Genomic DNA, 18,977 nt, shown 5'->3' with positions numbered 1-18,977 from the left:
TTAGTTAACGGTGTTAATATAATAATCAAAGAGGAATACAAATGAATAAAAATGTGCGCAGGGTGGGACGACCAAGTGTAACGAGCCGGGAAGAGATCCTGGCCGCTGCCGTGGCGCTATTACAGCAAGAAGAGCTATCGGCACTGAGCTTGCGGCAACTAGCGAAGCAGTTGGACCTCAGCCCCACCTCGTTATACCGCTATTTCGAAAGCAAGCAGCAACTGATTACGGCTTTGGGGGAAAACCTCATCTCACTGGATGCCGCATCTTTACCCGCCCGTTTTTCCAGCGAGCAGCGCCTTGAAGCCCTGTTAAACCAACTCCGGCGCCAAGTCTTAACGCTTCCGGGTCTATTGCCGCAGTTCAATAGCGCGCTGCCAGCCGAGGCCATGGTGCGGACCATTGCGGACCTTGCGCAGCCCATTATCGACATGAACATAGAACGGGGTGAGGCAATACGCCACGCCCAGTCTCTATTGTGGATGACGCTGGGCTTTGCGCTGTTTGAAACATCATCAAGCGCAGACAATATTGCGGGCCTGTTTTTAGACCTTCCAGCCGAGCTGCAGGCAACGTCGAAGCATCTCGTGCTCAACAATCACGAACAGCTGTGGAGGGAAGTCATGGCGAGAAATATACGAGGAATTGCGGCCTTAAATGCCGGCATCTAAATGAAGATGCGACCTAAAAGCCCCGCGAGGCTTCAACGTTTTTTTGCCATCGCGAAACACCAGGCATAATAATTCGCACAATCGTCACGGTGTCGGCGATCAGTGGGCCTAAATTTCATTTTTTGCTTGGCAAGCTTGTCTGTCAATTGTGAGTATGACGCCCCACCGCGCCTTTCTGGTCACGTGCGTTGCCTTGTTAGTTGCTTTAATCACCGGTATACGGCCTTAGCAAACTTTCAAAATATGTTATTGATAATTTAATTTGTCGAGACAGTTCATCTTCAGAGTCTCTTGAAGCCGCTACATCCTGTCGTTGCCTCTTTATAATCTCATCTCGGGGGTCATCTACGCCGCGATACTCCTCTTCAATGAGCCCCTTAATTGAGCGAACAAGCCTATTAAAACTTCCGTTGATTTTACGCCCCTGCTCCTTCACATCTGCTCCCCAAAGTACTTCACCTTCGATCAATGCGGTATCGAGTTCATTCATTGCCATTGTTAACGGTTCTAGTCGGTTTTTGTAAACATACCACCTAGCATCAGCCTTATCTTGTAAAGTTTGTTCCGTTGGATGTTTGGCTGCATAGTCGGCTGGAAATTCGGAGGCATCCAGCCAGCCCGAACGCACTATTTCAAAATTATTTCGTACGCTATAGACAGATGAAAGTAACAATTTCGCAGCATCAAAGCGAGCCTTGCCTTGATGCTCATCCCTCCACTTATTCAATCCATATATTGCAATAAATATGGTGGTGATACCTGCCAGCGAGAGCACTATATCTTTAAAAACCGATATCAAACTTACAATTTCGCAGTTACTCATAATCAGCTCCGGCAACTAACGCCGCGGTAATCCGCCCGCCGGAGCGGAGGGCACCCAAAGCACAGCTTTGAACGGTCGGGTTAATTGCATTGCTAGGTGCTTTACTTTTCATCACAAACAAATCTCGAGTTGGTGTACCCAATATTCCGGTCATCTCTCGCAACCTGCTCTTTCATTTGAAGACAAGCATCCATTGAATTAAATGTTTCTACGACTCCCGCGTAAGTGCCTCCCATTATCCTTGCTGCGGGAGAATTCGGATCTTTATAGTATTTCTTCAACTCATATTTAGTGCTGAAGCACGCTTGCAGAAGAATTGCAGCGCAAATCACGACCATTGCTCTTGTCATCGATCTCTCCAGAGCTGGCTTGCTACCTAACGCCGTGGTCAGTGGGCCAGTGTAGTGGAGCTTTTTTATGGTAAAAGAGCGTAGCGATACCATAAAAAATGCGGAGCGTAACTGACTCCATTGCACCACATTGTTATGGTTGATAGATTCTAGGCCCCAATCAGCTCGGTTTGATGTTTTGAAAAGCTTGACGCAATTCATCAATATCCTTAAACCTAAGTCGTTTATCACTACTAAGCCCATTTTCAATAAAAAATTTCATATTTGAGGATACTCTATCAGTGCTAGTTTTTCCGGTTATAACGAAATATAGAATACGGGTTAGAGCATAAGTCTCATGTAGGACATCGTACTTATCAAATCCTTCGACTACCAAATTAGGATCATTAAAGTAGCCTTTAAAATCAGTGTTCACAGATGTTAAATGGCTATCGACAACTTTCACCAGACCGAAGTCCGCTATTTTAACAACCACTACATCATCATATTCTTTGATAAGTATATTCTTTGGACTTATATCTCGATGCAAAATATTTTTAGAATGTATGTATGTGAAGGCTCTAATAATCTGGAGACCTAACCTAACTCTTTCCTGAAAGGATAACTTTCCATTATTTTTTGAAATATACTTATCTAATGGAGAATTCATAAACTCCATTACATATTCTTTATTTGCTTCGTTGTAACTAAACACCTCGAGAACGTAAGGCGATCTTAAACCACTCATTTGTTCATATTCACGCTTAAATCTTTCAAGTTCTTTTGATGTTAGTTCTTTTTTTGCACGCTTTAATGCAAATGATCTGAGATAAAACTTATCAAAATACTTAAAAACCTGAGCGTACGATCCCTCTCCAATCAACTTCAAATCAGAAATGTTCTTTTGATTCTCAATTACAATTGAGCGCTGAGGAGAGAATATGGGAATTGTATAGTACAGCTCCATTTTTTCCGTGTTGGGTGGTATTGCGCTACCACCACTCTTGCTTAGAAAGGATTTGCAGAAAGTAATTTTTTCTCTGTGGTATTTATCTACATAAAAAGCATATTCCGATTTTTTTAAAGATCGCTCTAAAGCCTCGATAATTTCAATAGATTGAAGTAGTTCTCGACTTGGTTCTGCCCAAAAATGACTTGAGGAATCGCCTGTTGGCAGCCTTTGATTCATTGAATCAAAAAGATTGACCACTCTCATATGGAGCGTAGAAAACAAAGCCCTTAGCTTATTGTTACTAATTGACTCATATAGATCTTCATATTCATTACTAAGGCTATCAGCAAGCTTTCTATAATGTGTTTCGATTGCATTTTCAACATTCATTACTGCTAATTAATCCTTGGCACAAAAGACCATAACAGTTTGCTATCACGACTCAGGCCATTAATCACTTTGGCCCCTTATCACGGAACAGGCTTTTACGTTGATTGGAAATGTATAGGGAATTCTATGATGTAGCGACCTCGCCATTAGCGAACGTCGGTCAAACGAAGAGCGTCCCTTTATTTCTGCCATGCATTCCCTTGCCTTGATCATATCCTGTTTTTGACGAATTTCAACGAGTTAAGTAACTTAACTCGTTAGGTAGATAATGGGAATGGCTCTACTGTTCATGCCTGAAAGCAGTGAATGACTGCTAAGGTGGCACCAAATCTCCCCCCAACACCCCCGCTTGATCAATCCACAAATGGGGTAAACCCATCTCGTTCAGCCACGCTGGTGCGCCCTTTTCGCCCTGCAGCATGGCAACGGTTGCCGCTGTGCCGGCGAGCAAACACAGGGGCGCGACAACGGTGACGCCGGCCATGGGCTGATCTACTGGGCGGCCAGTGCGGGGATTTAAAATATGGCTGTAGCGTTTGCCGTCTATCACCATAAAGCGTTCGTAGTCGCCACTGCTGGCGAGGCCGCCGGTTTTTAGCGGTATTACCGCCATCGCCACGTCAGGATCGCGGGGGTTGCGGATGCCGATCTGCCAGGCGCTGCCGTCGGGGTGTGGGCCGATGACGCGGATGTCGCCACCCAATTCCACTAAGCCGTGGGCGATGCCTTGTTCTGTGCAAATCGTAGCGGCGCGGTCGGCGGCGTATTCTTTGCCGAAACCGCCAAAGTCTAATTCCATTCCCTGTTGAAGGGAGATATTGGGGGCATCCCACTGCACCTTGCTCCAGCCCACTCGCTTTAAACAAAATGCCACGGCGGCGGGGCTGGGTAATTGTCCGAGTTTAAAATTCCACACTTCACGAAGCACGCCTGAGCTAATATCAAACAGTCCGTCACTTTCGGCATAAGCGGTGGTGGCGTAGTTAATTAGCGCGCAGGTTTCTTCGTCAACAGCAACCGGGGCTCCACCGGCTGCTGCGTTGATTCGGCCGACGACGCTGTCTTCGCGGTAACGTGAGTAGGTTTGTTCAATGCGAATGACTTCCGCCTTGGCGGCATCGGCAGCGGCATCGGCCAGTGCTTGCGACGCGGCGTATAAGCGCAGTTCGCAGGGGCTGGCCATCGCCGTAAAGGGGTAGTGGTAAAGCTGCACGCCGTGTCTCTCCATCAGTCAGTAAGGGAGCATACACACGCCTACATTAAAGTCGCCAGTTAAGTCCCACAGAGAGAATATCAAATTCTACCAAGCCAGGGTTTTCCAGATCGACGGAATCTAAAGAATAATCTGCGCTGGCTTCGTAACTTTCCCATTCGGCGTGCAGATCCAAACTTTGCCAGCGCTTCTCTAAACGCAGTTTTACGCTGATGGCGCCATAGGGCGACAGGCGATAATCCGCCGAGCCAAAACCGTCGCCCCGCGCCGAAAAGAAATACGGCGCATAGAAGAAGGCCTGGGTTTGGCTGTAGTAGCGCAGCGACGGAGTGAACACCCAGCCGCCGGGCAGGTTTTGATACCAAGCCGCCTCCATGGTACTTGAGGCTACTTCCCAATCGTCTTCAAAATAGCGGTAATCCAAATGCACCGCCGCTTTTAATTCCGGCAAGAAATGCCGCAACCTCAGCTGCGCCACAAACTGATTGCGGTCGTCGGGGCGACTGTCATTAATAGTATTCGCCTGATCGTCTATCCATACTTTTTTGTAGGGATCGGACAAAAATCCCCGCTGCAAACTGTAACTAAGGCTGGCTTGTACCACGGTGGTTTTACTTAATATCTGCGATAGCCCCACAAAGGCGGTGGTGCTGTCGCGGGTCGCGCGAACAATACGGTCTGGCAATATACTGCCGTCGGTCGGCTCCAATTCGTCGTCGCTGTAACCGATACCTGCGGTTAGCGTGAGCTGAGTGTCGGGAATTTCATAGAGTGCTTCCAGTCCCGCGTTCACCGCGAAATAGTCTTTCTCGTCCGACACACCACCGATAAACGAAATCACGGTTTTATCATTTAATAGATGATTAATCTTCGCCTGCAGGTCTTTGCGCTCTTCGTGAATGGTGGCCCCACTCATGACCTGCACCGGCCCGTCTTGGCCCGGCAGAATAAACCACGGCGACGCGCCGCTCATGGTTTCGTACATGAATTCGATACTGGCGTCGGTATTCTCGCCCAGCGGCAATTGCGCCCGCACTTGCTGGGTGTCTATTTCATAACGCTCAAGTGATCCGCCAGACAATTTGCTGCTATCTAAATCGGCTTCGCGATAGGCAGACGCCTTGTACTGCACCACGGTTTCAGTCAATACCGAGGCCGCCTGCACCGATGCGCTCATGCCCGGAATAGCCAATGCGGCGCTGGTCAATGCGGTAAGGGCGCGCTTATTTTTAACATTCAGACTCATCGCATCGCCCTTTAATTACAACCGCAACCGCCGCCACCAACAGAGGCGCCGCCGTTGCTGGCTTCTTTACTGAAATGCACGTTGTTGCGATAGGCACTGCCCAGCGCATCCGGGTCCCATGCCATTTCAGGTCTGGCCAGATAATCCCGCTCCCACGCTTCCACCGGCTCTACCGCACAGCCCGCCAAAGCCGACAAACAAAGAAGTAAAAAAAGCACACGCATGTTTACGATTCCTCTTCCAAGAGCGCCAACACTTCCTTGCGCAAACGCTCGGCATCGCCGGCCCGAAAACCCTCATGCACGAGATGCACCCGCCCCTGCTTGTCTAACAAAAACGCCGTCGGCATGCCTTTCACGCCGAAGGCGGCGGGTAAGCTATTGTCAGGGTCGCGCAACACGGGATAGGTCACCGGGTAAGACTTAAGAAAGGCATCTGCATCTTTGCTATAGGCATCTACGTTAATTGCCAAGACTGCGAAGCCACGCTCGCCCAGCTCTTTATAAAGCGCGTCAAGACTTGGCAGCGACTGACGACACGGCCCACACCAAGACGCCCAAAAGTCGACATAGACCACCTTGCCGCTGTAGTCAGCCAAGCTGTGGCTTTGACCACTGCGCATATCTGCGCGACTAAACTCCGGCGCCGTATCACCAGCCGTCAAGGCGACGGCCGCACTGACCGGCAGGCACAGTAATACTGCTATTAGTAGGAAACGAAAATCTGTCATGGCGTTTTATTAGAATATTTTATTTTACAGCCTAACAGCTGCTCATTCTGCCAAAGTGTTCGCGGAGGCCAGGCATTATCCGCACATGCCAAGTCTGACACACAATGCGCCAAAGTGCCTTCAAGCACTCAATAATAACGCGTCTTTGGGAATTGGCTTCAGTTCCAGCATAGACTACCTAGACTTTGCTGCGCTAGGGCGAGAATTAGGGCGGCGTGAATAAACTCCATCAATACCCATTTTGACGCGATGCCCGTCATACGCAGGCCCACGAAAAACAAACATTCTTAACCGACCTGACGCTCAGTATTTTCCCAATAGGGTTCACGCAAAATTCGTTTTAAAACTTTTCCCGATGGGTTGCGCGGCAGCTCTTGCACAAAGGTGTATTGGCGCGGCGTTTTATACCCCGCCAAGCGGGTTTTGCAGAACTCGATTAGCGCATCACCCTCTACCGCTTCGCCCGCTTTTAGCACGCAGACCGCTAAGGCGGCTTCGCCAAATTTAATATCCGGCACGCCGATGACCGCAACATCCTGGATAGCCGGATGACTGAACAAGGCGTTTTCAACTTCCGCCGGGTAAATATTTTCGCCACCGGAAACAATCATGTCTTTCACGCGGTCGCGAATATAAAAGAAACCATCCTCATCCAAATAGCCGGCATCGCCGGTGTGCAACCAACCGTCGACGATTGTCTCTGCGGTTTTCTCTGGCAGCTGCCAATAACCTTGCATAGTCGTCGATGAACGCACCAGCAGTTCGCCGGTTTCACCAGCCGCCAAGGAATTGCCCTGCTCATCAACAATTTTTAACTCTGCGCCAGGCAGGGGTCGGCCACAGCTGCGCAGCAAATTTGGCTCACCCGCCAAAGCGCGCTGATGATCGCTGGGCTGTAAACACAGCACCATGCAGCTCAGCTCGGTCATGCCAAAGCCTTGCACAAAATCACAATTAAAAATCTTCAATGCGGTTTGCAAAGTTTCTAATGAAATTGGCGATGCGCCATAGGTAATGCGTTTAAGGGACGAGAAATCATAATCTTGAATATTGGGAACGAATGCGAGTATCGCCTGAATCATGGCGGGTACTAACACAATATCACAGCGGTCTGTGTTCACGATGGCATCCACCACCTGCTGGGGAATAAAGTCTGCCACTAACTCCACCGTCATTCCATTGCACAACCAATACAAAGTCGCCGCCATTCCCGCTACATGAAACATCGGCAGAGGGATAATGCCACTGTCTCCGACTTGACGCCGCGGGGTGATTTGACTGGTCATGATATAGCCGTCGCTAAGCTGCCTATGACCAATCATGACACCCTTGGGGTAACCGGTTGTGCCACTGGTATATAACTGCAGAACGGTATCTTGCTCGTTGCCATGATGGGGCGACAACAGCGCCGGATCAATTTCCAATTCCGCCAAAGCGCGCCAATCACGGTTGGCCTCGCCGCAGTGAAAACGATGCGCTATACCCGCAACCGCATCTGATTGCGCCGCCGCATTTAGCAGCTCTTCATCCCCCACCACCAGCATTTCACTCTTGCTGTCGCTGAGTATGTAACTCAACTCCATAGGCGCTAGTCGATAATTTAGCGGGACCAAGGTGATGCCCGCTTTTAAGCAAGCCAATAGCAGCAGTGGATACTCAAGACTATTTTTTGCCAGCAGCGCCAGGCGACTTCCCGGCTTTAAACCAAGCCCTTGCAGACCCGCCGCAAACGCCGTTGCGCGAGCATTGAACTGCCCATAAGTGATGGCCTTCCCCCCAAAGCGCAAGGCATTCTGGGTCGGGTAGTTCTGGGCATTGTATTCAATCATTTGGTGAATCAGCATCGTCGGCCTCTGCTCAGCTCATTATTTTCAGCGTGTCATTTTGCAATGCGAATGACACTGGGGATTGGTGAGCTGCGCCAAGCCTTGTCACTGGGCGCCAAGGCGGGCCCTGCGGCCGTATTCTGTCCGCTGACGCCATTGGACAAGTATTGTCGCGCCGCGACCTGTCTGCTTAAGAGGCATTTGCTTAGAGTGCACTCGTAGTAGCCAAACAGTGAAAGCCTTGCTGAGAAATCAACTCAAATGCGCTGCTGTTTCGAGGAAGAAGCTATGAAGACATTTACGTTTGCGCAATCTGATTTCAATGACACTGAAGGACGGCGACTAAACAACACCCTGCTGTCGATCTGCTTTGAACAGGCTGGCCTTCGCTATTTGTCTGAAGTCAATTCAGCCCTGCCGAGTACCGAAGCTCGCAAGGGCAAGTGGCACGCGTCCTCGATGCAATTAGATTTTTTATCCGCAGCACGCGTCAGTCAAGACTTCCGCGTTGAAGTCTCGGTACTTGAAGTTCAGTCCGACGGCATTGAATTGGGCTGCCGCTTTTATCAAGACCAAAAGTTGCGCGCAGTGGGCAAAGCGCTGCTGAATTACGTCAATACAAAAACCCGGAATCCGGAAGCCCTGGAAAGCGAATTGCGCCAATATTTTGAACTTGAAGTGCTGCGCTTTCTTCGCATCAACCAACCCCGATCTGCCGCCCATGGCGGCGGGCTTCAATTAATTCGCAACTCCAAGCTAGCAGGAAATTGATGATGTCTAATCAGTTTAGTGAACTCGACGCCTTTCGCATTGAAGTTCGCGACTTTCTCGAGAGCGCCGCCACCGCAGAAATTCGCGAGGCGGGCCGCAAAACCACCAGCGTTTTCGCGCCCTTTAAACAGGCGATGGCCTGGCAAAAAATACTGTATAACAAAGGTTGGGTTGCGCCAGCTTGGCCAGTTGAATACGGCGGCACAGGCTGGAGTATCCATCAGCGCTATATCTTTGTTGAAGAATGTAATCGCCTGGAATTACCGCCGGTATTACCACAAAACATTCAAATGGTGGGCCCCGCCGTTATCGGCTTTGGCAGCGACGAACAAAAAGCCAAATACTTACCGGGTATGTTATCCGGCGATGATTTTTGGTGCCAAGGTTATTCCGAACCCGGCGCGGGTTCCGATTTAGCTGCGTTAAAATGCCGCGCCGACAGTGACGGCGACGACTATATTTTAAACGGCTCCAAAACCTGGACAACCTACGGCCACCACGCCAATAAAATGTTTGCGCTGGTGCGCACCAGCAGCGAAGGCAAACCCCAGCAAGGCATTAGTTTCCTGCTGTTAGATATGAACACACCCGGCATTGAAGTACGACCCATCATCGGTTTAGACGGCGAACCCGAGCAGTGCGAAGTATTTTTCACCGACGCACGAGTACCCAAGGCCAACCGTATTGGCGAAGAGAACAAGGGCTGGAGCGTTGCAAAATACGTGTTGGAATTTGAACGCGGCGGCAGCACCTTTGGCGCGTGGTTAACACCCGCGTTTGAACGCCTGCGCACGCGCTGCCAGAAGAGCAATGAGCATGGCCTGCGACTAATAGACGATGTCAGCGTGGCTCGCAAACTCGCCAAATTGGAAGTTGATATCAGTGCTGTTGAACACACCGAAAAGCGCATCAACGCCAATCTAAAACACGGTGAAAATCCAGGGCCAATGGCCTCGCTGTTGAAAATACTCGGCTCTGAAGTGATGCAGCGCTTTTCTGAATTACAGCTCGAAATTTCTGGCGTAGATGCCCTGGCTCTGCAACAGGCGGCGCTCCATGTGGGAAGCAACATCGCGGCCATGGGCAGCGAGGCGGACATGCTGGCGATGCCCTACTACCTAAACACACGAGCCGCCTCAATTTATGCCGGCTCAAACGAAGTACAACGCAGCTTGCTTGCAAAAGCGGTTATGGGCGCCTGACAAAGTCACATTTAAAACTAGCGTCAAAACGCCAGGAACCGAATTAGGAAAAAACATGATTTATCAATACAGCGAAGATCAAAATGCGTTTAGAGACAGTCTGCGTCGCTTTGTGCAAGATCACTACGACTACGAATCGCGACGTCAGCGGGTAGCAAAATCGGCCGTGTTTAGCCCCGATTACTGGCGGCAATTAGCCGAGCTCGGCGTACTGGGTTTAGCTTTTTCAGAAGCCGACGGCGGCCTAGATTTAGACTTCCCTTACTTAATGGCCGTTGCTGAAGAGTTAGGGCGCGGACTGGTTTTAGAGCCTATATTGCCAGTCACCATTGCGGGGCGCCTACTAGCGGCAAGTAATAATGCAACGGCAAAGAATCACCTTGCCGGACTGATTGCTGGCGAGACCTTAGTAAGCCTGGCATGGGAAGAAGCCAGCGCACGGGGGAACCCCCTGCTCACACAGTGCAAACTTGAGCCGAGTGGCGCGAGCTATATATTAAACGGCAAAAAACAGGCCGTATTAGCCGCCGCCGAGAGCCACCTCTATATTGTTAGCGCCCGCAACAGTGACGGCGAGCTTACATTATTACTATTAGATGCTGCGCAGGCAGGCATTAGCCAGCGTCGCTATTTACTCAGCGACGGCAATAGCGCTGCCGATCTCGAATTTAACAATAGTGAGCTTCCAGCAAGCGCAATAATAGCTTCTGGCGCCCAAGCTGAAGCGCTACTAAAAATGGCCGTGTCGGAATCTATTGTAGTCATGGCGGCCGAAGCGATTGGCGCGATGGATCAGCTTCTAAAAATTACCCAAGAATTTTTACAGACCCGCAAACAATTTGCTATGCCCTTGGCGATGTTCCAAGCCTTACAACATCGCTTTGCCGACATGGTCATTGCCACAGAAAAGTTACGCTCACTACTGTGGGCAGCCTGCCAGCAGTTGGGTGGCAATTCTCAAGAAAAAGCGGTGGCGCAATTGAAGGTACAGCTTGGTGAAAGCGCACGCTATGTGGGTCAGCAGGCCGTGCAATTACATGGCGGCATTGGCATGACCGACGAGCTTAATGTCGGCGCCTATTTTAAACGGCTGACCGTGATGGAGTTACTTGCTGGTCAACAAGATTATCATCTGGGCAAATTGGCTGATTTAGCGTTGGCTTCCTGACGATGGCGACGTAGGGTTTCTGGCGGCGCGCCAAAGTAGTCACAAAAAGCACGATTAAAGTTACTGGCGTGCTTGTAACCCAACTGATACGAAATGGCCTTTAAGGGCATATTGCTGCTGTGCAAATATTGTTGGGCCAATTGCATGCGCACCTCTAAGCACACCTGCCGAAAACTGTGGCCGTTTTGTGATAGATAACGGCGCAAACTGCGCGGCGCAATATTTAATTGCTTGGCGGTGCCCTCAAGGGAGTAGGCGCAGGACTGAGGGTTTTCGAGCAGTGCGCGCCTCACCCGAGCAGTTATATTATTGCCACGGTAGCCGTCCCCCAATAGCTGCTTTAACTCACTAGAGAATGTGCGTATTAACTCCGCGTTGCCCGACGGGATATTAACGTGTGCCAGCGACTTAGGCATCGCCAGTACCGAGTGGGAGCTATTGAATTCAATTGGGCAGGCAAATAATTCGGTAAAGCGCTCTTTGTACTTTGGTGGCGGAAAATTGAAGGTGACGTAGCTTGGCGTCACCGCGCGGCCACCGGGGAGAATAGCCTGTATGCAGCGCCACACGGCGATCATACTCATTTCCAGAATCAGCTCGCTCTGCCCCCGCACCGATCCCGCCACAGTAAATACGGTGCGAGCGTGCTCGCCCGACATCACTATTTTATTGCGCAATAAATAGTTCGACTGATTCAAGGCGTGACTGGTAATTCGCGCTGCCTGCAAGACGGTCGGTGCTGTTAAAACAGCGTAGCCCAGCAAACCTGAATCGGTAATTTGAGCCTGGTCGCCAAGCTGCAATGCGATGTCGGGCACCGGCCCGTTGCGCAGCAGTGTTAACGCTCGCAGCGCAGCCTGTAAGCTGCGATTTTCAGTCGTCGCCTGCGACCAATCGGTTTTGATGCCGCAATCCATTGCCACTTGGCGGATATCAATCTGGGGATAACGGGACTGCAAAATATCCCGTAGCGCCGCCAGACGCCGTCGCCCCATATGTTCCAGTTCGAAAAGCTGCACGTTCTGACCTTTCTATCGCGTGGCCGATAATGATAACCACTTGTGGCCGGTAATGATATTAATGAGTCGTTGCGGACAGTTTATTGCTGCTAATGTACTCCCCATAGGCGGCACCATGCCGCCCCAAGAATAACAATGCATCGCAGCGACTAAGCAATGTGATGCGCCAGAGGAGAAATGTTGTGCGTACACCCACCGTCTGCAACGAGTATCTACAAAGCACCTTAGAGTATCTTTCCAGCCAAGGTATTAGTAAACAGCAGCTACATGCCGTAATTCGCCACACCCCAGAAGAGCACATTACCGACAATGGCCGTTTTCCACTGCGTCTGTTTGAGATGCTATTGGATGCCGGTAGCCAGTTACTCAACGATTACTACTTTGGCGCCCACGCTGGTTCACACAGCTCCAAACAGGCCTGGGGGATGGTCAACTATTTAGGTATGAGCGCCCCCAGTACACGGGAAGCGGTCAATGCGGTGGTAGATTTCTCACGTTTGCTGATTGACCACGGCGACGTCGATTTCAATCTTCTTAACGATGATTTGGCGCGTCTGAGCTGGCAGTTGCCGCCACGGCAAGCGCCCTCAAGACAAGTCATCGAATTCTTTTTTACTAGCTGGTACCGCGCTAACAAAGCCTTGTTGGATCGTTGGTGCAGCAAACGTGAAATCCATTTTTCACACCAAGGTCCCGCCGACTCAGAAGAAATCGCACGCATTATCGAAGCCCCTGTGCACTACAACAGCCACAGCAACTGCGTGGAATTCGATAGTCATTTTCTGGATAGACCAACTCGTTTCCCGCATACTGCGATTCACCGATCGCTGGTGCAAGCTGCCCGCGCTGAACTGGCCAATCTGCAATTAGAGGACCGCGTTATTCGCGATGTGATGGACTGCATTGTTCGCCAGCTTCCCGAGGGCGTGCCGCGCTTAGAGGATGTTGCCGCCGATCTTAGCCTTGCGCCTCGCACTCTGCAGCGACGTTTAAATCACACCGCTACCAATTTTAAATGTCTGGTCGACGATGCGAGAAAAGAACGCTCACGCAAGCTTATTGCCGATCACGATATGGGACTTTTAGATATTTCTGCGGAGCTGGGCTTTAGTGATCAAAGCGCTTTTCAAAAAGCCTTTAAGCGCTGGTTTGGGCAAGCCCCGGGCAGGTATCGCATTACCATGCTCGCGGTAGGCTAAACCCAAAAAGAGAAAGTTGCCCGCTCCCTGCCCCGTCTCTTGGCGGGGCTTTTTTTATTAAAAAAACTACGTTGAGGTACTAACAGAATGCAAATTTCAGCCGCAGTAATAAAAGAACAAGGTGGGGCATTTTGTATTGAAGACTGCGAGCTAGATTCACCCAGGGCCAATGAAGTAATGGTAGAAGTAGAAGCGGCAGGCGTTTGTCATACTGACATCGCCGCTCGCGACCAGTATATGCCTGTACCACTGCCGGCCGTACTCGGTCACGAAGGTGTGGGTCGCATATTGCAACTAGGTGAAGGCGTCAGTGAATTTGCTGTCGGTGATCGCGTGTTAATGAGCTTTGGCAGTTGCGGCCAGTGCAAGAACTGCCTCCGCGCAGCACCGGGATACTGCGATCAAGGTTTGGTGTATCAGGTACTTGGCAGCCGCACCGATGGCAGCTCACCCATAAGCCAACACGGCAACGCCATCACCGGCCACTTCTTTGCACAATCGTCATTTGCCAGTCACGCCATTGCCGCCACCCAAAACATGGTGCCACTCGCCAACGATTTAGACCCAATTTTAATGGCACCACTGGCCTGTGGTGTGCAGACCGGCATGGGATCAGTACTGCTTAGCATGGCCGCGGAAAGCGGCAGCAGCATATGCATTCTCGGCTGCGGCACTGTGGGCCTGTCTGCCATCGCCGCGGCAAAAATAGCGGGCTGCAGTCCTATTATTGCTGTGGATATTATGGATAGCAGACTCGAGATGGCCCGCGAACTAGGTGCAACGCACTGCATACGAGGCGACCAGGGATCTCTGTTAAAGGCACTGCAACAACTCGGCGGTATCGATTACGCCCTCGACACCACCGGCGTACCCGCCGTTGCCGACGCGGCGTTTCAAACCCTAAAACCGCGGGGTTGTTTGGTCTGTGTGGGCGTGGGTAAACCTGGCGCACAACTCAGTATTGATATGGGCTTGTTAATGGCTACCGGAAAACAAATACGCGGTGCCATAGAAGGCGATGCAGTACCCCGCGACTTTATCCCCCGCATGATTGAATTTTATCGCGCCGGTCAACTGCCGCTGGAAAAACTCGTCACGCGCTATGCCTTTGAAGACATTAACCAGGCGGTGGCTGACACCCTGAGTGGCAAAGTGATCAAGCCAGTATTGAGCATCAAGCGCTAGCTTGCCGCGCCTAATTTAAGCTGCGTTTGAAATACAGTTTAAATTAGGCGCTCTCACACAAAATAATGATACTCACGCCACATTTACTTCAGCAACTCAATTTCACCCGGACGCCAGGATTTGTCGAACCACGACTCCAACGGTCCGTATAGGCGAAGGATCGTATACCAGCCCTTACCGGGAACCGTTGCGATCCAGTTGGCCTCCTTACCCTTCGGCGGCTTCGGACCAAAATATAGATCTACCGAACCATCCGCATTGCTAAGCAACATATCTCGCTTGCTATTTTTGCTTGGAAACGGCTGCGTTGTTTGAAGCTCTGAGCGTGTTTGCGGATCGTAAACCACCATTGACCAGAAGTCCTTTACCGGCACATTACCTGGAATGTTTAAGCGATAATTTTTACTACCATCAAGATAATTTCCCTCTTTATCTAAGGCGGCCAAGGCATACTGTGAACCTACCCCTACCATCTTCCAAACCATTGCCGGGGTATTAACGGTAGCTTGATAGAAAAACATGGTGCGAGCATCTAAGTAGCGGCCGCCTTCTCCGCCGTCTTTTAGCCAGCGATAATCACCACCGACAAATCCCGTTCCCCATGCACTGCCAGGGTAGTATGCAAACTCCTCCATGCGTGGACGAAATACGATAGCGCGGGCTGTTGCGCTGCCAATGACAGCGGCTTCGGTCAGAATTTTTTTCATTCTTGTATCAGGATTGAAGGCCTGGCCCTTTTGAATTCCTACTGCCGAGAATAGTCCGCGCAACTCCGGATCCAGCATCGACACCGGTTCACGTTCAATGACCGTGTGTAGCTCTTCATAGAATTCGAAGTTATTGGCGTGAATCGTATTCCAACTTTTCTTAGAGCCGCTTATAAATTCCATTTTTGGTGGATTTTCAGCCAGTGAGAGCGGATACACTTTAAGGCCATTTTTAAACATAGCGGTAGCGGCATCTGGTTTACCGTCTACCAAAAATCCGCGGAGAATAAGAAGATTTACATAGCTGGTAGATTTGACAATAAAATATTTTTGGCCATTTATTTCCGCTTCAACACCAGCAGCTGTTGGATTTAGTTCACCCTCATAATCCGGTGGTAGGATCAGATACTTACCGCCTCGCCCTCTATCAGGTCCAGGTAGACCCATATCGACAACAAACCGAAAGTAGGCATCGTTTAAGGTGCCGGGACCAGACTTTGCTGGAATTTCAATAACAGTGGGGCCGTCTTTTTGTAAATCCAAAAAAGATGTGCAATAGACGGTGTCTGTATTCGCAGTAAGAAATAGCGGATTAGAATCCATTAACTCATCAAAGATAATAGTCTTGTTTGAGGTGTCTGCACCCATACCCGTAATACCGCGCCTTAAACTTTCGACCGACGCGGCGGGAATGCCGCTAAGAAAGGTCTCAATGCCACGCAACAGATCGAGATTATCGTAAAGCTTATCGACCGTATCGGCGCTGGGTAAACCATCAAAAAAGCGTAGTGTACCGATGCTCGTTTTGACTTTATCCTGGGTCATTAATTGACTGGGAATTTCGTGGTTGTAGCCAGGGCTTATTTCAGCGAAAGCAGGAATGGAATAGCTCATCGTCACTGTTAGCGCAACGAACGCGGAACTCACTAGTTGTATTATTTTGTTGAATTTATTCTTCACAATACGTTTCTCACTTATGGTGTATACAAGACAACAAGCAGTAATTCTGCCTTGTATACACATTCTGAAACCCACGAAAATCGCGGCATTAAAATTCAGTATTAAGATCGCTTTAGATCGGCAAGAGCCTTACCGAACAATCCCGCAAAAATAAGATCGCCAGAAACCAGGATCGCCAGATTCAGGTTCGCTGTACCAGCAAATAAACAAGAGTAGACCACGAAAACAACCAGCAGCTTGGATATCAGCCCTAGCTTCACAATACTTAAATTGGCTTTAGGGTTTTGCGAAACCCACCAGTAGCCGAGGCCGAACATCGCAATAGCGAGAACACCAATCAATTCATAGGCATTGCCATTTGGAACTGGCTCAATACCTAAGCCCGCCGCAATGCCTGAGGCCCAAAATAAAATTACTGCCGCTGCCCAGTTGAAAATGGCGCTCACTTTAAAAAGTAGACGAATCTGACTATCAGTCATGCTTTACACTCCTTATTTTTGTAAAATATGAATGGCGACGGCCGCCTCTTCTATACCTTGTAAGCCGCCGCCGTTTTCTTGAATGGCAAATCGTGCACCCTGCACTTGACGATCGCCCGCCTCACCACGTAACTGAGTCACCAATTCGTATAGCTGACCGATGCCGGTTGCACCCAGTGGGTGACCTTTGGACTCCAGCCCCCCTGAGGTGTTGATGGGAATGCGACCACCCAAGGTAAATTCGCCGGCTTCCGCCGCTGGACCACCGCCGCCAAAGGGTACAAAACCGAGATTCTCAGATTGAATGATTTCGCCCATCGCCGAGGCGTCGTGCACTTCTGCCACATCCATGTCCTCGGGGCCAACACCTGCTTGTTCGTAGGCCTGCTTGGCAGCGAGGTGGCCGACGTTTTTATCGTACTCCTCAAGACTGCGATGACTGAAACTGCGAATCACACTGGCCGCTACTTTAATGCAGCGAGAGCGATCTGCACCGATACGCTTTAAACCGTCTTCGGTACAAAGTACCGCAGCAGCTGAACCATCGCTCAGCGGTGCGCACATCGGCAACGTAATGGGATAGGTAATCGGTGGCGCCGCCAATACTTCTTCAATCGTAAAGGGCTTGCGAAACTGCGAGTAGGGATTGTGCACTGAGTGCTGGTGATTCTTTGCACATACCGCTGCAATTTGGCGCTGAGTGGTGCCCCAGGTTTTCATATGGTAGCGACACAAGCCGGCGTAGATTGACATAAAGCGGCTGTAAGGTTTGTCGGATTCGCTGCCGGGCGGTATCTCGACGCCCTCGCCCATACGGCGCAAATTCTCAAAATTTTCATCAGCGCGAGAGACGTCCCATCCGGCCTCGAAAATGGACATCGCCTTGACCTTGTCAGGGATATTCATTTTTTCTACGCCTAGGGCAAGAGCGACATCACAGCTGCCAGCGCGCAGGCTCTGCACCGCTAAATTGACAGCGGAGCTTCCCGATGCGCACGCGTTCTCAATGTTGTATACCGGAATTGATTCGACGCCAATCTTGCTGAATACCACCTGCCCAGGGATAGAAATCTGCCCCTGCAATGGGCCGTTAGTCATTCCAGCGTAATACGCCACACCCAGATCTTTCACGCTGCAACCGGCGTCTTTAAGCGCGCCGTTAAGCGCTTCGCCAGCTAAATCTTCAAGACTGCGGTTTGGATGACGACCAAACACCGTCATCGCGATACCCGCTATGTAGATATCACTCATAATGTATTCCTCTCGATACGAATTGAAGCATCAGGGTGATAGCAGAGCGATCACGCGAGGATAGTGGTTTGGCAAAATCCGCGACAAGCAGAACAAGGTTCTCGACAAGTAGCCAGTGAGAATCCGGCGCTTACCTCGGCGAATACCATTTAGGATGTCAGCCGCACAGGTCTCTGGTGGCGTTCGCAACATGGCGTCGGCAGCCGCGGAAAAAACTGCCTCTTTTTCACTTGCGTTGCGCGATCGCCGACCCGCCTTTTCAATATTGGTTTTGATACCGCCGGGGTGAACACAAACTGCGCGAATTCCACTTCCCTCCAGCTCCTGCCACAGGCACTCAGTTAAACCGCGCACACCAAATTTTGAGATGTTGTAAGCACCCTGAGCGGGAAAGCCAACCAAACCAAACACGCTACTGATATTGACTAAGCATCCCTCATTTTGACGGCGCATTATTGGTAAAAAGGCCTTGCAACCGTAAATCACGCCCCACAAGTTGATACCCAACTGCCATTCAATTTCATCGATATCGAGGTGTTCGATGGTGCCCACCACGGTAGCTCCGGCATTATTAAATACGAAATGCGCGGCACCGAAGTCCCGTTCAACATCCGCCGCATGCGAGTAAACAGCGTCCTTGGAGGACGCGTCTACCACATAAGAGCGATGATCGCAGTTTGCTGGCAGAGTCGCGCAGGTTTCCGCCAAGCCCTGTTCACTAATATCCGACAGCGCCAACCGCGCCCCCTCTGTGGCCAATTGCTGCGCCAGCGCGCGACCAATCCCTGAACCGGCGCCGGTTATTACTGCGACTTTTCCAGAATATATCGACATCAAATGTCCTCTTATTTATTTT

Annotated in this window: 19 protein-coding genes; 6 read left to right on the top strand and 13 right to left on the bottom strand. The window is 50.3% G+C overall.

The features are described from left to right. The first annotated feature begins 41 nt into the window (after positions 1–41). A complete protein-coding gene (locus AAC007_RS11895; protein WP_339677086.1) occupies positions 42–671 on the top strand; it encodes a helix-turn-helix domain-containing protein in 630 nt (209 codons plus the stop codon). Between the two features lie 205 nt (positions 672–876). Here the strand turns inward: AAC007_RS11895 and AAC007_RS11890 are convergent, their stop codons facing one another. The 8 genes from AAC007_RS11890 to AAC007_RS11855 form a co-directional block, all read right to left on the bottom strand. Next, positions 877–1,494 carry a hypothetical protein gene (locus tag AAC007_RS11890; RefSeq protein WP_339677083.1) on the bottom strand — a complete coding sequence of 206 codons (618 nt, stop codon included), beginning with the start codon at positions 1,492–1,494 and terminating at the stop codon, positions 877–879. Positions 1,495–1,595: 101 nt separating this feature from the next. Then, positions 1,596–1,844: a hypothetical protein gene (locus AAC007_RS11885; RefSeq protein WP_339677080.1), complete on the bottom strand. Its 249-nt coding sequence runs from the start codon at positions 1,842–1,844 to the stop codon at positions 1,596–1,598. A 160-nt stretch (positions 1,845–2,004) separates the two neighbouring features. Further along, on the bottom strand, positions 2,005–3,165 hold the full coding sequence (locus AAC007_RS11880) for a protein kinase family protein (RefSeq protein ID WP_339677077.1): 1,161 nt from the start codon (positions 3,163–3,165) through the stop codon (positions 2,005–2,007). A gap of 313 nt (positions 3,166–3,478) precedes the next feature. Further along, on the bottom strand, positions 3,479–4,378 hold the full coding sequence (locus AAC007_RS11875) for an FAD:protein FMN transferase (RefSeq protein ID WP_339677075.1): 900 nt from the start codon (positions 4,376–4,378) through the stop codon (positions 3,479–3,481). A gap of 46 nt (positions 4,379–4,424) precedes the next feature. Further along, positions 4,425–5,624, bottom strand: a complete 1,200-nt coding sequence (locus tag AAC007_RS11870; protein ID WP_339677073.1) for a DUF3570 domain-containing protein — start codon at positions 5,622–5,624, stop codon at positions 4,425–4,427. Positions 5,625–5,635: 11 nt separating this feature from the next. Further along, the gene (locus AAC007_RS11865) at positions 5,636–5,848 is read right to left on the bottom strand and encodes a DUF4266 domain-containing protein (RefSeq protein ID WP_339677070.1); all 213 of its coding nucleotides are present in this window, start codon (positions 5,846–5,848) and stop codon (positions 5,636–5,638) included. Positions 5,849–5,850: 2 nt separating this feature from the next. Beyond that, on the bottom strand, positions 5,851–6,354 hold the full coding sequence (locus tag AAC007_RS11860) for a TlpA disulfide reductase family protein (protein WP_339677067.1): 504 nt from the start codon (positions 6,352–6,354) through the stop codon (positions 5,851–5,853). A 287-nt stretch (positions 6,355–6,641) separates the two neighbouring features. Continuing rightward, positions 6,642–8,198, bottom strand: coding sequence for a long-chain-fatty-acid--CoA ligase (locus tag AAC007_RS11855; RefSeq protein ID WP_339677065.1), 1,557 nt, complete (start codon positions 8,196–8,198; stop codon positions 6,642–6,644). 270 nt (positions 8,199–8,468) lie between these two features. Between AAC007_RS11855 and AAC007_RS11850 the strand changes: the two genes are divergently transcribed. The 3 genes from AAC007_RS11850 to AAC007_RS11840 are packed head-to-tail and all read left to right on the top strand — an operon-like array spanning position 8,469 to position 11,321. After that, a complete protein-coding gene (locus tag AAC007_RS11850) occupies positions 8,469–8,951 on the top strand; it encodes a thioesterase family protein (RefSeq protein WP_339677063.1) in 483 nt (160 codons plus the stop codon). Positions 8,952–8,953: 2 nt separating this feature from the next. Next, positions 8,954–10,153 carry an acyl-CoA dehydrogenase family protein gene (locus tag AAC007_RS11845; protein ID WP_339677060.1) on the top strand — a complete coding sequence of 400 codons (1,200 nt, stop codon included), beginning with the start codon at positions 8,954–8,956 and terminating at the stop codon, positions 10,151–10,153. A 55-nt stretch (positions 10,154–10,208) separates the two neighbouring features. After that, positions 10,209–11,321, top strand: coding sequence for an acyl-CoA dehydrogenase (locus tag AAC007_RS11840; RefSeq protein WP_339677057.1), 1,113 nt, complete (start codon positions 10,209–10,211; stop codon positions 11,319–11,321). Here AAC007_RS11840 and AAC007_RS11835 read toward each other — a convergent pair. Continuing rightward, entirely contained in the window at positions 11,282–12,340 is a 1,059-nt protein-coding gene (locus tag AAC007_RS11835; protein ID WP_339677054.1) for an AraC family transcriptional regulator ligand-binding domain-containing protein, read from the bottom strand. The two genes, AAC007_RS11840 and AAC007_RS11835, sit on opposite strands and share 40 nt — an antisense overlap. Positions 12,341–12,522: 182 nt before the next feature. Here AAC007_RS11835 and AAC007_RS11830 point away from each other — a divergent pair, with 182 nt between their 5' ends. Both AAC007_RS11830 and AAC007_RS11825 read left to right on the top strand, forming a co-directional pair. Further along, the gene (locus AAC007_RS11830) at positions 12,523–13,539 is read left to right on the top strand and encodes an AraC family transcriptional regulator ligand-binding domain-containing protein (RefSeq protein WP_339677051.1); all 1,017 of its coding nucleotides are present in this window, start codon (positions 12,523–12,525) and stop codon (positions 13,537–13,539) included. Between the two features lie 87 nt (positions 13,540–13,626). Beyond that, positions 13,627–14,724, top strand: a complete 1,098-nt coding sequence (locus AAC007_RS11825) for an NAD(P)-dependent alcohol dehydrogenase (RefSeq protein ID WP_339677048.1) — start codon at positions 13,627–13,629, stop codon at positions 14,722–14,724. An 83-nt stretch (positions 14,725–14,807) separates the two neighbouring features. On the opposite strand, the gene AAC007_RS11820 is transcribed toward AAC007_RS11825, so the two are convergent. The 4 genes from AAC007_RS11820 to AAC007_RS11805 all read right to left on the bottom strand — a co-directional run bounded on the left by AAC007_RS11820 (position 14,808) and on the right by AAC007_RS11805 (position 18,955). Next, positions 14,808–16,325: a DUF1254 domain-containing protein gene (locus AAC007_RS11820; protein WP_339677045.1), complete on the bottom strand. Its 1,518-nt coding sequence runs from the start codon at positions 16,323–16,325 to the stop codon at positions 14,808–14,810. A 167-nt stretch (positions 16,326–16,492) separates the two neighbouring features. Continuing rightward, positions 16,493–16,870, bottom strand: coding sequence for a hypothetical protein (locus tag AAC007_RS11815; RefSeq protein ID WP_339677042.1), 378 nt, complete (start codon positions 16,868–16,870; stop codon positions 16,493–16,495). A gap of 12 nt (positions 16,871–16,882) precedes the next feature. Further along, positions 16,883–18,121 carry a thiolase family protein gene (locus AAC007_RS11810; RefSeq protein ID WP_339677040.1) on the bottom strand — a complete coding sequence of 413 codons (1,239 nt, stop codon included), beginning with the start codon at positions 18,119–18,121 and terminating at the stop codon, positions 16,883–16,885. A gap of 30 nt (positions 18,122–18,151) precedes the next feature. Continuing rightward, positions 18,152–18,955 carry an SDR family oxidoreductase gene (locus AAC007_RS11805; RefSeq protein ID WP_339677037.1) on the bottom strand — a complete coding sequence of 268 codons (804 nt, stop codon included), beginning with the start codon at positions 18,953–18,955 and terminating at the stop codon, positions 18,152–18,154. Positions 18,956–18,977 lie beyond the last annotated feature (22 nt).

Origin of the sequence: uncultured Zhongshania sp., from assembly GCF_963975605.1 — a bacterium.
In the GTDB taxonomy this organism is placed as follows: Bacteria; Pseudomonadota; Gammaproteobacteria; order Pseudomonadales; family Spongiibacteraceae; genus Spongiibacter; species Spongiibacter aquimaris.
This window is presented reverse-complemented; position numbering and strand designations above follow the sequence as displayed.